16 protein-coding genes and 1 pseudogene are annotated in these 15,106 nt (G+C 44.0%); 11 read left to right on the top strand and 6 right to left on the bottom strand.

All coding sequences use genetic code 11. The features are described from left to right. Window positions 1–79 precede the first annotated feature (79 nt). Together RHM67_RS03240 and RHM67_RS03235 are read right to left on the bottom strand one after the other, a co-directional pair. Window positions 80–922: an isoaspartyl peptidase/L-asparaginase gene (locus RHM67_RS03240; RefSeq protein WP_322230602.1), complete on the bottom strand. Its 843-nt coding sequence runs from the start codon at window positions 920–922 to the stop codon at window positions 80–82. Continuing rightward, the gene (locus RHM67_RS03235) at window positions 919–1,851 is read right to left on the bottom strand and encodes a cyanophycinase (protein ID WP_322230600.1); all 933 of its coding nucleotides are present in this window, start codon (window positions 1,849–1,851) and stop codon (window positions 919–921) included. The genes RHM67_RS03240 and RHM67_RS03235 overlap by 4 nt, the downstream gene beginning before the upstream one ends. A gap of 154 nt (window positions 1,852–2,005) precedes the next feature. Between RHM67_RS03235 and cphA the strand changes: the two genes are divergently transcribed. Then, window positions 2,006–4,630 (top strand): cyanophycin synthetase, encoded by a 2,625-nt coding sequence (gene cphA / locus RHM67_RS03230; protein ID WP_322230598.1) that lies wholly within the window; start codon window positions 2,006–2,008, stop codon window positions 4,628–4,630. A gap of 233 nt (window positions 4,631–4,863) precedes the next feature. On the opposite strand, the gene RHM67_RS03225 is transcribed toward cphA, so the two are convergent. After that, window positions 4,864–5,049 carry a helix-turn-helix transcriptional regulator gene (locus RHM67_RS03225; protein ID WP_322230597.1) on the bottom strand — a complete coding sequence of 62 codons (186 nt, stop codon included), beginning with the start codon at window positions 5,047–5,049 and terminating at the stop codon, window positions 4,864–4,866. A gap of 175 nt (window positions 5,050–5,224) precedes the next feature. Here RHM67_RS03225 and RHM67_RS03220 point away from each other — a divergent pair. The 3 genes and pseudogenes from RHM67_RS03220 to RHM67_RS03210 all read left to right on the top strand — a co-directional run. Next, window positions 5,225–6,046, top strand: a pseudogene (locus RHM67_RS03220) (RHS repeat-associated core domain-containing protein); the annotation flags it as partial. Between the two features lies 1 nt (window position 6,047). Then, complete coding sequence (locus tag RHM67_RS03215) at window positions 6,048–6,374, top strand: DUF3592 domain-containing protein (protein ID WP_322230595.1); 327 nt, start codon at window positions 6,048–6,050, stop codon at window positions 6,372–6,374. Continuing rightward, window positions 6,371–6,997: a hypothetical protein gene (locus tag RHM67_RS03210; protein ID WP_322230593.1), complete on the top strand. Its 627-nt coding sequence runs from the start codon at window positions 6,371–6,373 to the stop codon at window positions 6,995–6,997. The genes RHM67_RS03215 and RHM67_RS03210 overlap by 4 nt, the downstream gene beginning before the upstream one ends. Before the next feature lie 54 nt (window positions 6,998–7,051). Here RHM67_RS03210 and RHM67_RS03205 read toward each other — a convergent pair whose 3' ends face one another. Then, window positions 7,052–7,396 (bottom strand): helix-turn-helix transcriptional regulator, encoded by a 345-nt coding sequence (locus RHM67_RS03205; protein WP_322230591.1) that lies wholly within the window; start codon window positions 7,394–7,396, stop codon window positions 7,052–7,054. Window positions 7,397–7,600: 204 nt separating this feature from the next. Between RHM67_RS03205 and RHM67_RS03200 the strand changes: the two genes are divergently transcribed. From RHM67_RS03200 to RHM67_RS03195, 3 genes are read left to right on the top strand one after another with little or no spacing between them, the layout of a single operon-like run. Then, entirely contained in the window at window positions 7,601–7,861 is a 261-nt protein-coding gene (locus RHM67_RS03200; protein WP_322230590.1) for a hypothetical protein, read from the top strand. A gap of 8 nt (window positions 7,862–7,869) precedes the next feature. Continuing rightward, window positions 7,870–7,941, top strand: a complete 72-nt coding sequence (locus RHM67_RS20580; protein ID WP_369124782.1) for a hypothetical protein — start codon at window positions 7,870–7,872, stop codon at window positions 7,939–7,941. Further along, on the top strand, window positions 7,913–8,260 hold the full coding sequence (locus tag RHM67_RS03195) for a hypothetical protein (protein ID WP_322230589.1): 348 nt from the start codon (window positions 7,913–7,915) through the stop codon (window positions 8,258–8,260). The genes RHM67_RS20580 and RHM67_RS03195 overlap by 29 nt, the downstream gene beginning before the upstream one ends. A 312-nt stretch (window positions 8,261–8,572) precedes the next feature. On the opposite strand, the gene RHM67_RS03190 is transcribed toward RHM67_RS03195, so the two are convergent. Next, window positions 8,573–9,217: a DNA-3-methyladenine glycosylase 2 family protein gene (locus RHM67_RS03190; RefSeq protein WP_322230587.1), complete on the bottom strand. Its 645-nt coding sequence runs from the start codon at window positions 9,215–9,217 to the stop codon at window positions 8,573–8,575. A gap of 67 nt (window positions 9,218–9,284) precedes the next feature. Here RHM67_RS03190 and RHM67_RS03185 point away from each other — a divergent pair, with 67 nt between their 5' ends. From RHM67_RS03185 to RHM67_RS03170, 4 genes are read left to right on the top strand one after another with little or no spacing between them, the layout of a single operon-like run. Next, window positions 9,285–10,565, top strand: coding sequence for a replication-associated recombination protein A (locus RHM67_RS03185; RefSeq protein WP_322230585.1), 1,281 nt, complete (start codon window positions 9,285–9,287; stop codon window positions 10,563–10,565). A 46-nt stretch (window positions 10,566–10,611) separates the two neighbouring features. After that, window positions 10,612–12,084, top strand: a complete 1,473-nt coding sequence (locus RHM67_RS03180; protein ID WP_322230583.1) for a DUF5687 family protein — start codon at window positions 10,612–10,614, stop codon at window positions 12,082–12,084. Window positions 12,085–12,086: 2 nt separating this feature from the next. Continuing rightward, entirely contained in the window at window positions 12,087–12,827 is a 741-nt protein-coding gene (locus RHM67_RS03175) for an ABC transporter ATP-binding protein (RefSeq protein ID WP_322230581.1), read from the top strand. Window positions 12,828–12,837: 10 nt separating this feature from the next. Further along, window positions 12,838–13,332: a GNAT family N-acetyltransferase gene (locus RHM67_RS03170; protein WP_322230580.1), complete on the top strand. Its 495-nt coding sequence runs from the start codon at window positions 12,838–12,840 to the stop codon at window positions 13,330–13,332. Window positions 13,333–13,492: 160 nt separating this feature from the next. Here RHM67_RS03170 and gltX read toward each other — a convergent pair whose 3' ends face one another. Then, complete coding sequence (gene gltX / locus RHM67_RS03165) at window positions 13,493–15,010, bottom strand: glutamate--tRNA ligase (RefSeq protein WP_322230579.1); 1,518 nt, start codon at window positions 15,008–15,010, stop codon at window positions 13,493–13,495. Window positions 15,011–15,106: the final 96 nt, after the last annotated feature.

Below are 15,106 nucleotides of genomic sequence, written 5' to 3'. Positions count from 1 at the left end.
CAACGTGATTGATTAACGTAAATTAAGAGAAAATATTGTTTATAGGAATTAACGCTACTGTTAAAATTGGATTATTTGCTTACTCAAACACCTCTACCTCGCCATCATGCAAGGCCCAAACCATGTATGGATGGGTATCGGCATGATAAATATCGCCGGTTTGGGTAATGCCGATGATGCCTGCAAAACCATCATAAGGTTTCATCTCGTCGAGAGTTTTTGCTGTAGCGACAGATAGGGGCATGCCATCGGTTACCCGGGTAACAATTTTTGAGGCTACAGCCGCGCTGGTGATATCCTCGCCCACACCGGTACAGGAAATGCCCGCGAAAGCATTGGCGTAATTACCCGCCGTAGTAGCAGAATCGCTTACCCTGCCGGGGATCTCAAAACCTTTGCCACCGGTAGACGTTGCTGCCGCGATGTCGCCATAAATATCAAGCGCCACACAGCCAACGGTACCCAAGCGGATAGAGTCGCTTAGTTTTTTTTCGTATTCTTTACGGCGCTGGGGAATTTCGGGGTTGTAATAGGCAAACCCGTTTTCAGCTGCGAAGCCGTTGGCACCTTGTCCGCTAAGTACGCGGTCGTCATATTCCATTAGTTTCTCGGCAATACAGATAGGGTTTTTTACATCCACTATATTGATAACGCCGCTAAACTTTTGGGTTTTGCCATCCATCAGCGAAGCACTCAACCTGATCTTTCCATCGCTTTGGATTTGTGAGCCGGTGCCTGCGTTAAACAGGTCGCAGTCTTCTAACAATCGCACCGCGTAAACTACGGTTTGGGCCGCGGTATGGCTCTCCAAATATTTGTGGCCAAGGGTAACAATTTCGCGCAGGGCATCCTGCTTGGCCTTTTTTACCTCCTGGTTTGTGCCCGACTCGCTAAAAAAACCTCCGTGTATGATCAGTTTCATTGTAATAGATCGTTACTGCTATCGCTATCCTGAACGCTAATATAAACGCCCTCCTCAACCTTAACCGCTTTTTTGATGATCATGCGGTGCTGCTGCAAGTCGTATTTATCAAATATCGACATTACGTGCACCTTTAGGTTCTCAATAGAAACGGGGTCGCCTATCTCTACATCATAAACGTTGGTTTCTACAATATTCTTGCCATCAACCAACATTATTAATCCCGAGCCTATCGCCTCCATCATGGCGCCTTCGGTTATCAGCAGGCCGGCATCTTCGCCAAGGCCAATGCCCAGTATGCCCGGGTTAGTAGCTACAGCGTATAATAAACGGCCAATGCGGCCACGTTGTACAAAGTGGGTATCCACAATAACCGAATCTATAAAACCAAGGCCGGCGGTTATCTGTACCTCGCCTTTTATAAGAGCCTCGTTGCTTTGCCCGCGATAGATCATGTGGGTTGATGCCGCTGCGGCACCGGCTGAGGTACCTGCAATTATAAAGTTATCGTTTTGGTAGCGTTGTTTCAGGATCTGCAAAAATTGCGTTCCGCCAAAAATGGCAGTTAAGCGCAGCTGGTCGCCACCGCTAAACATTACTACATCAGCTTTGCCAATGCGTTCTAAATATTCGGGGTTAGCGGCATCCTCGCGGCTTTTAATGTGTAGGATGTTTACGTGGGTAACATTCAGCTGGTTAAAGGCTTTAATATATTCGTTACCAACCAGTTCCGGGATCTGAGATGCGGTGGTGATCACCTCTACAACAGAGCCTTCCTTGTTTGCCGACTCGTTTATAATGCGCCTTAATATGCCTTTTTCAAAAAACTTGATATAGTTAGGCTTCATGATATGCTCCAGCAAACTTACATTACTGCCCATATCAACAGCACCACCAATAATTACTAATTTTCCTTTAGGGGCATCCATAAATCTTTATATCAATTTATACAAATTAAAATAAAATTGATTAAAAACTAATGGTTTAATTAATAAAACTGCATTTTTTGCCCGAAATATTTTATTAGATTGATAAGTTATTTAGATTTAAAAAGAAATTCCCGACGGGTTTATAGAAGCAAATATGAAGATTGAAAATATACAGGTACTACGTGGCCCCAACCTTTGGAGTGTTAGCCGCAAAAAATTGATCCAGATGCGGTTGAACCTTGAGGAGATGGAAGACCGCCCGTCAAACACTATTGATGGTTTTTACGAGCGCATGAAGGAGCTTATCCCAAGCCTGTACAGTCACCGCTGCTCTCCGGGTGTACCGGGTGGCTTTTTTGAGCGTGTTATTGCCGGTACATGGATGGGGCACGTGATAGAGCATATCGCCTTAGAGATCCAAACCCTTGCGGGGATGGATACCGGCTTTGGCCGCACCCGCGAAACTAAAACACCGGGCACTTATAACGTTGTATTTGCTTATTTAGAAGAGAAAGTGGGTGTATTTGCTGCCGAATCTGCCGTGAATATTGTGCAAGCGCTTATAGATGGTACCGAGTATGATCTGGAAAAAGATATCCAAACTATGCGCGAAATTCGCGAGAATACACGCCTTGGCCCAAGCACCGGTTCGATAGTGGAAGAAGCTATTTCACGTAAGATCCCGTGGATAAGGTTAAACAACCAATCGTTAGTGCAATTGGGTTACGGCAAAAACCAGGTTCGTTTCCGCGCTACCATGACGGAGAAAACCAGCAGCATTGCCGTTGATATTGCCAGCAATAAAGAAGAGACCAAGCGCCTTTTGCAGGAGCAGGCCATCCCCGTTGCCAAGGGCATGACCATCAGCAAAACCGAACAGGTGATAGAGGCTATTGACCGCATTGGCTTCCCGCTGGTGTTTAAACCGTTTAATGGCAACCATGGCCGTGGCATCAGCATCAATATAAATACTATAGAAGATTCTATTGCCGCATATGAGTTTGCCGCCAATATTTCGCGCCGCGTTATTGTGGAGCGATACATTACCGGTTACGATTTTAGGGTTCTGGTGATAGATAATAAAATGGTAGCTGCTGCCCTACGCGACCCTGCCCACATCATCGGCGATGGCGAACTGAACATCCAGGAACTGATCGACAAAACAAATACCGACCCTCGCCGTGGTTACGGCCACGAGAATGTGCTAACACTGATAGATATTGACCGTGATACTTTAGACCTTATTGAGAAAAAAGGTTACACCTTAGAAACTGTACCCGAAAAAGGTGAAAAGATCTTTGTAAAATCTACTGCCAACCTAAGTACCGGCGGTACTTCTATAGATGTTACTGATCATGTGCACCCACAGAATATTTTTATCTGCGAGCGCATCTCTAAGATCATCGGCCTGGATATTTGCGGTATTGATATTATGGCGCAAAACCTGACTGAGCCGCTTACCGAAAACGGTGGCGTAGTATTGGAAGTGAACGCAGCGCCGGGCTTTAGGATGCACATTGCCCCGAGCGAAGGTTTGGCGCGCAACGTAGCCGGCCATGTTATTGATATGCTTTACCCGCCGGGCAAATCGGCACGCATCCCTATTATTGCTATTACGGGTACTAACGGCAAAACCACCACCACCCGTTTAATTGCACACATTGTAAAAAATAACGGTCACCGCGTGGGCTTTACCACATCAGATGGTATCTACGTACAAAACACCATGATGCTAAAGGGCGACACCACAGGCCCGGTAAGCAGCGAGTTTATATTGAAAGACCCTACGGTAGATTTCGCTGTATTGGAAACCGCCCGTGGCGGCATCCTGCGCTCGGGGCTTGGCTTTAGCTCTTGCGATATTGGTGTTATCACCAACATCCAGGAAGATCACCTTGGCCTGTCAGACATCCACACACTGGAAGACCTTACCCGCGTAAAAAGCGTGGTGATCAACGCAGTGAGGAAAGGTGGTTGGGCTGTATTGAATGCCGACAACAAATATTGTGTACAGGTTGGTAAAAAAGCCGATTGTAACGTAGCCTATTTTAGCCGCGACGAGAAAAACCCGGTAATTGTTTCGCATTGTAAAAAAGGCGGGATAGCCTGTGTTTGCGAAAATGGCTTTATCACTATTATTAAAGGCGACTGGAAGATCCGTGTGCAGCGCACCATCCAGATCCCGCTGACCTTTGGCGGTACCGTTCCGTTTATGATAGATAACGTAATGGCGGCCACGCTGGCTACTTACCTGCATGGCTTTAAAACGGAGGATATCAAGATGTCGCTTGAAACATTTATTCCATCGGCAGCGCAAACACCGGGACGTATGAACATCTTTGAGTTTAAAGATTTCCGTTTCATGATCGATTTTGCGCACAACCCCGATGGTTATAACGGCATCAAAACGTTCTTAAGTCATATTGATTCGCCGTTGAAGATCGGCATCATAGCCGGTACCGGCGACAGGCGCGACGAGGACATTCGCGAGTTAGGTAAAATAGCAGCCGAGATGTTCGATTACATCATCCTTCGCCAGGAAAAACACCTCCGAGGCCGCACAGAAGAAAATATCCTCGACCTGTTAAAAGCAGGCATTGCCAACGGTGGCAACACTCCATACGAGGTAATCCCGAAAGAGGTAGATGCCATAAAACATGCCATGAGCCTGGCCAAACCGGGCGCATTCATCACCGCGCTAAGCGACGTGATCAGCAATGCCATAGAAACGGTACAAAATTACCAGGAGCAGGAAAGAAACGGGTTGTTTAACGTTTAGAGGCCTCTCCCTGCCCTCTCCAAAAGAGAGGGTTCTAAAAAGCCCGCATGTTTGGACTGCCCCCCAAAAGTTAGACACTTATTGGGGGCAGTCCAGTTTTACAGGCGGGCTTTTTATAGCGCAGCCACATTATTCTGAAAGAAGTCTTTGAACTTCTTGTTAGTGAGCATCTTGTCGATGAGTTTGAAGATAGTTTGCTTGTCGTCGTCATCAAGCTGCTGTATTAAACGCATTTATTCTACGGCTGTTTTATCTTCAATAATCACCTCTTTAGGCACTTTGCCATCATGGTTAATTACTTGGTCAGTAGTTATATTAAAGAGTTGCACTATCTTTTTCAACTCATCAAAAATTAAAGCCCTTAAACTCTTTTCAATCTTGCTGTATGCTGATTTGTCAACGCCGATGTGGGTTGCCACCTCAATCGATCAAAGCCATTTTCTCAATGACCGATTTAACATAAGAGTTCACCTCTGTGAGCATATCGTCAGCATTTACCAGTTCGGCAAGCCCAACGCCACGGTGACCTGGGATGCGGCCAACGCCACGCAGCTAACGCCGAAAATTCTGTAGCAGAATGATTACTATGCCTTCGGCCTGAGCATAAAATCTTTGGAACCGAATATACCAAGCCCAAAAAACCAGTATCTTTACAATGGAAAGGAACTACAGGATGAAACAGGCCAATACGATTATGGTGCGCGGTTCTACGATCCTGTAATTGGTAGATGGACGACTGTTGACCCATCGTCGGAAGAGGGTGATCAGGAAAGCCTTACCCCGTATCAATATGGATTAAATAATCCTGTAAGATACGATGATCCTGATGGTAAGTGTCCAAGTTGTCTTATTGGTGCGCTTGTAGGAGCAGTAGTTGATTATGGCGAGCAGGTTACAGCTAATTACATTGAAGGAAAAGCAAATCCCTGGACGAATAATATTAATCTTGTTTCGGTAGGTACAGCAGCAGTAGCTGGTTTTGTGACAAGTGGAGGAAGTGCGATTGAAAGCGTAGGTGCAAAATTAGCCGTTAAAGCTGGGGCAGCTCTGATTAACAATACAGTTAAAGTTACCAAATCAAGCACCGGTTTAAAAACAACAGTTGAAACTAATGCGGTTAATGTAGTTAAAAATACAGCAATAGATTTAGCTGCTGATAAAGTAGCTGGTAAACTGGGGGGGAAAGTGGAGGGAGCATTGTCAAAGGTTGGCGTAACCAATGCCGGCAGACTGTCGAGTACATCTAAAGCCGTTGTTAAAGCTTTAGGAGGAAATGTTACAAGAGCAACAACAGCAACCGTAAGGGCGGGGTTAAAAGTAGCTACAAAAGCAGCCACGCAAACTGTTGAAAGTGGTGTAAAAGCCGCTGCGAATTCAAAGGTCGACGAATTAAAAACAAAAACTAATCAACAATAGGATGGGTAAAGTAAAAAATATTGCATGGATTGCTATAGGAATACTGATTGTAGGATATGTAATTTATAAAATTGCGGTAAATTCCTTTACAGACCACTTTCTTGGTAATAATCCTCAACGAACAAAAGCAGTAATCATTGACCATCGTAATTATATGCCAAATCAACCAGTAAAAGCCGAATTCTCTTATTCTTATCAGTTTATGGTCAAAGGTGAGAAATATACAGGGAACTCTCATGATACTACCGTTAAAGTTGGTGATAGTGTTGAAGTCGAATACAATAAGGATCACCCCAATATTAATAAACCCTTAAATCCAAAAGAATGAGAAAACTTGTTTTATTACTATTATTAATTAGTCCAATAGTTTGCTTTTCACAAATTTTTGAGGGGAAAATCAGTTATGCTAATAGCTATAAAAGCAAATCTCCTCAATTGAAAGATGATCAATTGGGGGCGATGATGGGCACAACGCAAGACTACTATATTAAAGGGGGTGATTACAAATCCGTCTTTAATGGGTCATTTGTTAAGATGCAATTATATCGGAATACTGAAAACAGAAGCTACACACTTACTGGTAAGTCCGATTTGCTTTATTGGGAGGACTATAGTAAAAACAAAGACGTAGCAACAAGATTTGAGGTCGAAAAAGGAAAAGAAACCATTATGGGCGTACTTTGTGATGTGTTAATCGTTTACACGCCTAAGAGTAAAACCGCCTATTACTTCAATAGTAAATATGGTGTAAATCCCGACCTGTTTAAACAACATGCATACGGTAATTGGTACTATATTATATCAAAGACAAAAGCACTTCCGTTAAAAACCATCTATGAGGATGAGCAGTTTATCTTAACAAGCATAGCTGTAAATATTGCTCCTATGAAATTAGAGGCAAATCTGTTTGAGGTGCCTGATAAGAGTAAAATAGCACCCGCAACATGGTAAACAAATGAAAAAAAAGATAATGTAAATGACGACGCCTCGTAAGGGGCTTTATTGTTAAAGCGCATAAGTTTTACGGGCTTTAGCATCCCTAAGCAAGCCATCGAGCGCATATAGAATGCTGTCCCTGTCAGGTTCGGCAAGTGAGTTTAATTCGTTAAGGCGTTTAAGCATAGCCGGGGCTTTCAGCACGTTCAAATCATCGTTTTCTCCTAATAAGTGCCCTACAGTGGTATCAAGTAGTTTGGCCATGTTACGGGCTACTTCAATAGATGGCTTTGTTTCATCCCGCTCATACTTACCAATGACTGTATAAGAAGTATGCATCAACTTGGCAAGGTCTTGCTGCGAAAGCCCTTTGGCATCCCTGCATTCCCTTAATCTTTTACCAAATGTATCCATATTGTTATTTACAGCAGTTTTTTACCTATACATATAAATATACGCAACTAAAGACTACTATAAAATCTCATCAATGAGGCTAAAACACTTCAAACGATAGTCACAAGTAGTATAAATAATACAATACATCACAATGGTATTGTAAAACTGTACTATATAAATATACTTGCATTATATATAGTATATTACGACTTTTTTAAAGTGATGCAAAAACCTGTTAAGCTTATCACGGATAACCCCGAACTGTTATTGTACTTAAACGACAAACTCCACATCACCGTATTGGGCGGCATCAAGCTGACCGGGTTTGACCGTTTAAAAGTAACGCTCAAAGTAGTGAATACGGATGATAAGCTAAACGTCTTTCGGCATAGCTTAGACCTCTACAACAGCATCCAAACCGAGCAGTTGATTGAGAAATCAGCCGATGCGCTGGATGTAGCAACAAAACCTCAAAAAGGGTAAAAGCGAATATGAATCAGGCAGAAATAGATCATATGAAGCAGCGATCTAAAGGTGGATCAAATAGCAATAGTAACTTATAAGTTACATCAAAAAAAGAAAACTTGGATAAAAGAGAATAATATGGGGAACTTCACAGAAGATTTAAAAACAGCGGTTATTACCACAAAATATATTATTGATCAGAGTTCAGTTATATTGCATGTTTATCATTATGAAGATGGTAGTTGGCAATTTAACGGCAATGAAAAAAACTTGGAAGATGCGGATTATAAAGTTGTTTCTCTGGGTGAAATATTGGCAATTGATAAAACACTTAGCGAAGTTGGAGATACGCCGTTAGGGTTTGAAGCGATAAGAAAGACAAAAGATGATAAGTGGAGGGTAATATCTGGCAACTAAAATAATACCCACCACTGATCGCAGTTTGTAACTGCGCCCTAACATGGGGTAAGCTTGTAGCTTGCAAAGCCTGGCCATTCGCCGGGCGGGCTTTTTAGTTCACGATTTTACTAACCCGGTAGTTGCTTCGTCGACACTCTTCGCTGCGCGCAAAGAGTGTCGACCAGCGTAGCGCAGTCAGGGTGAGTAAATTGGGCGCTTGCAAAGTTCACTTTGTCATGCTGATCGATAGCGAAGCATCTATTCTTCGCCATGCAAGTGGATATGCATAGCTGTTAGATCCTTCGCTATCGCTCAGGATGACAAAAGATTTTAAGCCCTCTCCTTTGGAGATGATTTGGGTGAGGCTAAATAATAATGCCACAGCAACATACTCGCCACCGTTCTATAGGGCTTCCAGTCCTCGGCAATAGTTATCAACTCTTCTTTAGTAGTTTCCTTAGGCAAACCTTTCAAACGCTTTATCGCATTTACAATTGCCAGATCGCCGATAGGTAAAACATCGGTATGCTGCAGGGCAAACATTACGTATACATCTACCGTCCAGTTGCCGATGCCCTTTAGGGCGGTTAGTTGGCGGCGAATTTCTTCGTCTTCCATTTGTTCAAAAACTTCGAGGTCAATTTGTCCGCTGATAATAGCCTCGGCGAGGTAGCGGATATAGGCTGTTTTTTGGCGGCTGCAATAACACTCGCGCATTTCGGTATCGGTTAATAATAAGATGCGGATGGGAGTAATTTCCTGCACCCGCTCGCGTAGTTTATTCAGGGCAGATAATGCCGACGCCAGGGATACCTGTTGCTCCAGTATGATATGCACCAAACTCTCGTACGTGTTTGGCCGCGACCAAAAAGGCGGGTAACCATAAAGTTTAATAACATTATTAAAGTCGGTATCTATTGCGGCAAGTTCGTCGCAAATGGAATGATATGTGGCGTGGGTAAACTGTTGCGGCATATAATTGTTATTATAAAATTACTAAATTTCTTAGGATTTAGCATTTCTAATTCTGATTTTTACATTTATGATCAACCTGCCGCCATTAGCCGAACGCATGCGCCCAAAATCACTGGATGATTATGTAGGCCAGAAACACCTTGTTGGGCCGGGTGCGGTTTTGCGCAAGGCTATTGAGAGTGGCACCTTGCCATCTATGCTGTTTTGGGGGCCGCCGGGGGTAGGTAAAACTACGCTCGCTTATATTATATCGCAGTCGCTATACAGACCGTTCTTTTCGTTGAGTGCCATTAATTCGGGGGTGAAGGATGTGCGGGAGGTTATAGAGAAAGCATCACTACTGAAAGAGCAGGGCGAGATATTGCCGATACTGTTTATAGATGAGATCCACCGTTTCTCCAAATCGCAGCAGGACTCGTTATTGGGTGCAGTTGAACGTGGCATTGTTACGCTGATAGGAGCCACTACCGAGAACCCATCGTTCGAGGTAATTTCCGCTTTGCTGTCGCGATGCCAGGTTTACATTTTGCAGCATTTGGCAGAACAGGATCTGCTCGACCTATTGGAGAAAGCTCAAAAAGAAGATATTGTACTGAAAGAAAAGAACATCGTTATTAAAGAGCATGAAGCCTTGCTCCGCCTGAGCGGTGGCGATGCCCGCAAGCTGCTGAACATATTTGAGCTTCTGGTAAACGCTTTTGACAGCAAAAAAATAGTGCTGACCAATGAGGTGGTGTTAGAGCATGTACAGCAGAACATGGCCCTGTATGACAAGACGGGCGAACAACATTACGACATCATATCCGCCTTTATCAAAAGCATGCGTGGCAGCGACCCTAATGGCGCGGTTTATTGGCTGGCGAGGATGATCGTAGGTGGGGAAGACCCACTATTTATTGCCCGCCGAATGCTGATATTGGCATCAGAGGATATCGGTAACGCCAATCCCAACGCTTTATTACTGGCGCAAGCCTGCTTTGAATCGGTCAATAAAATTGGCATGCCCGAGTCGCAATTGATCTTGAGCCAAACGGTGATTTATTTGGCTACATCACCAAAAAGCAATTCGGCAACTACGGCTATTGGTGCGGCTATTGCATTGGTACGCCAAACCGGCGACCTGCCTGTTCCCCTACACCTGCGTAATGCGCCAACAAAGCTGATGAAGAACATAGGCTACGGCAAAAACTACAAGTATGCCCACAGCTACGAAGGCAACTTCGCCGACCTTGATTTTTTACCCGAAGAGATTCGCGGAACAAAAATTTATACTCCCGGTAACAATGCGCGCGAGAATGAATCAAAAGAAAAGCTAAAGAAACTTTGGGGCGACAGGTACAAATATTAGTATCTTAACCACAACTGTTTTTTGAGCTTAAATCTTACATCCTCACATGATATCAACCTTTTTCGATCACGAGCTGAAAGCCTTTTGGCGCTCGAAAAACACAGGTAAAAGTATAGCGGTAAAAGTGGTAATGGGGGTCTTGATCCTTATCCTGTTTTTATATGTGCTTGTATTTGGGGTTTTCCTGGATAAGATATTAGGGGCAATGTTCCCCCAAGAAAACCTGACCATCGCGTTCTGTGGCATCATCCTGGTTTACTTCCTATCGGACTTGCTGATGCGGATGCAACTGCAAGAACTGCCTACCCTTAAAGTACAGCCTTATTTGCACCTGCCCGTAAAACGGAATAGTGTAGTTGGTTATTTGGCTTTAACGGCGTTGTTATCGTTTTTTAACTTATGGCCTATTATCATTTTTGGCCCGTTCATTATAAAAGTGATATTGCCTGCATCGGGTGCAGGCGTAGCTGTAGCATTTATAATTTCTATCATCGCGTTAGCATTATTTAATAATTACCTGGCCTTATACATTAAGCGCAAAGCCAACTTAAACGGTTGGATCTTCCTGATCGCCAGTGGTATTTTAGCGCTTATCACCTGCGGTGATTATTTGTGGCATATCTACTCGTTGAAAGCCGTATCGTATCTGTTCTTTGGTAATCTCATTATAAAGCCCTACTTGGTTTTACTGCCAATAGTGCTTGCGGTGGCCCTGTACTACGTTAACTTTTACTATTTAAAAGGTAACCTATACCTGGAAGAATTAAGCTCTAAAAAAGAAGATGCAAAAAGCAGTACGGAAATTCCTTTTCTTGGTCGTTTTGGTCACATAGGTGACCTTGTTGCCAACGAGGTTAAGCTGATCCTGCGGAATAAAAGACCGCGATCTGCTCTTATTATGGGTTTGCTATTTATGTTTTACGGGCTGATATTTTACACCAATCCCAAAATGGGCGAAGGCTTTAAAGTATTCGTGGGCATGTTTATGACAGGGATCTTCATCATTAACTACGGGCAGTTTATGTTTAGCTGGCAAGCCGGACACTTTGATGGTATACTGGTAAGCAAAGTAAAATTCACCGATTTTTTGAAGGCCAAATACCTGCTGTTCACTATCGTGTCAACCGTGGCATTTATTCTTACCACGCCTTACGTTTACTTTGGGTGGAGAACAGTAATGATCCACTTTGTAATGTACTTGTGGAACCTGGGCATAAACACCACCATTGTGCTTTACTTTGCCAACCGTAACTACAAACGCATCGATCTGAGCAAAGGTGCATCCTTTAACTGGGAGGGCGTTGGCGCAAGTCAGCTGCTGCTTTCGTTCCCGCTGATACTGTTCCCATACCTGGTTTACCTGCCGTTTAAATATTTAGGGTACACCAATGTGGGCTTAGCGATACTGGCAGTAATTGGCGTTGCATTTATTATTACCCGCGATTTCTGGATCAAGAAACTCGACCAGGATTTCCAAACCAAACGATTTAAAATAGCCGAAGGCTTCAGAAATAAGTAATCATGATAGAAATTAAAGACCTTAAAAAAGTTTACAACGGTGTAACTGTAGTAAACGTGCCCTATCTGCAAATAAACAAAGGCGAAAGTATTGGCCTTGTAGGTAACAATGGTGCCGGTAAAACCACTTTGTTCCGCATGATTTTGGACCTGATCCGTGCTGATAAAGGTGAAGTGCTATCAAACGGTGTAAACGTTGAAGGTGGCGAAGCATGGAAAAACTATACCGCAGCTTACCTTGATGAGGGTTTCCTGATCGATTACCTTACCCCCGAAGAGTATTTTTACTTTATAGGTGGCCTGCATAACCAAAATAAAGCTCAGGTTGATGAAAAGCTGGCAAGCTTGTCAGAGTTTTTCAATGGTGAGATCATCAAAAAAGGCAAATACATCCGCGACCTGTCTAAAGGTAACCAGTGTAAAGTTGGGGTAGGAGCATGCCTGCTTCAACAGCCGGAATTGCTGATGCTGGATGAGCCGTTCGCTAACATTGACCCGAGCACACAGTTCAGGTTGAAGAATATTTTGAAGGATCAGAATAAAAATCATGGGGTAACTACGATTGTGTCCAGTCACGATCTGAACCACGTAACCGATGTTTGCGACCGTATCTTATTAATGGAAAAAGGCGTGGTGATCAAAGACATCGCCACAAGTTCATCAACCCTAACCGAGTTGGAAGAATATTTTGGTGTGGGACAAAGCATAGCATCGTACACAGTAGATCCGGAAGAAAACCACTAAAATTTGCCCTATGTATTTGATACGAGAAGGAACCGTAGCCGATATAGATGCCATTTTACAGATAGCCGAACAAACCTGGTGGCCTACATATGAACCTTTGCTTGGCAAAGAGCAGGTAGCCTATATGCTTCGCGAATTATATGCGGCAGATAAAATAACCAAACAGGTGGCTGAAAAACAGCAAACGTTTTTATTGCTGATAGAGGAGGGTGAACCTGTCGCTTTTGCAGCTTATTCGCCACGCGAGGAGGATGCCGAGATATACAAACTGCACAAGCTTTATTGCCTGCCTGTAACCCAGGGCAAAGGCTATGGCAAGATCCTGATAAACGCCGTTGCCAATAAAACCATCGAGGCCGGCAAGCACACGTTAGACCTCAATGTAAACCGCTACAACAACGCCAAAAGCTTCTACGAGAAGATGGGTTTTGAAGTGATATACGAAGAGGATATCCCTATTGGGCCGTATTGGATGAATGATTTTGTGATGAGGAAAGAGTTGTAAAATAATCCACCATGCCATTGCGAGTAGCGTAGCTACGTGACAATCTCAGCATATCCGCTTGTCCTATGAGATTGCCACACTATCGCTCGCAATGGCATGGGTTTATTAAAAGAGAAAGGCGCAATAATTGCGCCTTTCTCTTTTATGTGCTTTTAAACGTTTACGCCGTAAAAGCCTCTATCGCCTTCTCTATCCTAATAATCGTTTCGCTTTCGCCTAACAATTTAGCTATATCAAACACATGCGGGCCGAATTTGCCACCTACCAGCATAATACGGAATGGCAACATCACATCACCGGATTTTAAGCCTTTTTCTTCGGCAAGGGCTTTGAATTTGGCTTCCAATTCGTGGGCATCTACAGGCTCTGCGCTTAGTATTGAGATGAACGCGGTAAAGAAATCTGTTTTGGCATCCGTCCATTTTGGTTTAACGGCATTCAGATCATACTCGGCAGGTTGTTGGAAAAAGTATGCCGATTGCTGGTAGAAATCTGGCAATAAAACACAGCGCTCTTTCACTACATCAATCACCTTTAACAGGTATGCTTCATCTTTTATAACGATGCCTTTTGCTTTCAGGATCTCCCAAACTTTAACTTTCAAGGTTTCGGCATCGGTGCGTTTTATCCACTCGGCATTGTACCATTTGGCTTTTTCAAAATCGAATTTTGCGCCGGCTTTGCTGATGCGATCGATAGAAAATTTCTCTATTATTTCATCCAGCGTGAAAATTTCCTGGTCGGTACCGTCATTCCAGCCAAGCATGGCCAGCAGGTTCAAAAATGCTTCGGGCAGGAAACCTAACTCGCGGAAACCCGGGGTAAGTTCGCCTGTTTTGGCATCAAACCAGTTCATGGCGTAAACCGGGAAACCAAGGCGTGCGCCATCGCGTTTGCTTAGTTTGCCGTGGCCATCTGGTTTTAGTATTAATGGCAAGTGTGCCCATTGTGGCATGTCGGCTTTCCAGCCCAGGTACTCCCAAAGCAGGATATGTACCGGTGCCGATGGCAGCCACTCTTCGCCACGGAAAGCGTGGGTAATCTTCATCAGGTAATCATCAACCACCACGGCTAAGTGGTAGGTTGGCATACCGTCGGCTTTCAAAAGCACTTTATCATCAACCTGGTTAGTCTCGAAACTCACGTGGCCGCGGATCATATCGTTAAAGTTGATGGTATCGTCCTCCGGCATTTTAATGCGGATAACATGCGGTGTACCATCATGCAATAGTTTTTCGGTTTCCTGCAAAGGCAGGTTCAGTGAATTGCGCAGGCCGTTGCGGGTTGCAAGACCGTATTGGAAGTTTGGCACTTCCTTACGTTTGGCATCCAGTTCTTCGGCAGTGTCAAAAGCATAGTAGGCGTGGCCTTGTGCAACCAGTTTCTCCGCGTATTCGCGGTAGATGGGTTTGCGCTCGCTTTGGCGGTATGGGGCGTATTGGCCGCCAACAACCGGGCTTTCATCGGGCGTAATGCCGCACCATTTAAGGCAATCCAGTATGTACTGCTCGGCGCCATCTACATAGCGGGTTTGATCGGTATCTTCTATACGGAGCACAAAATCACCTTTGTGTTTTTGTGCAAATAAGTAATTAAACAAAACGGTACGCACACCACCCAAGTGTAAACCACCTGTAGGGCTTGGCGCAAAACGGACTCTTACTTTTTTTTCTGACATCGCGCAGCAAAGATAATGCGAATAACCCGAAGCCGAAAGTTTGATATGAAATGTGGCAGGAGGCTCGCCATCACACCCCGCTTTTTTATTAAAATA

This window comes from Mucilaginibacter sp. 5C4 (assembly GCF_034345625.1).
GTDB lineage: Bacteria > Bacteroidota > Bacteroidia > Sphingobacteriales > Sphingobacteriaceae > Mucilaginibacter > Mucilaginibacter aurantiaciroseus.
Note: the sequence above shows the minus strand (reverse complement) of the source record. Positions and strands in the feature narration are given on the sequence as shown.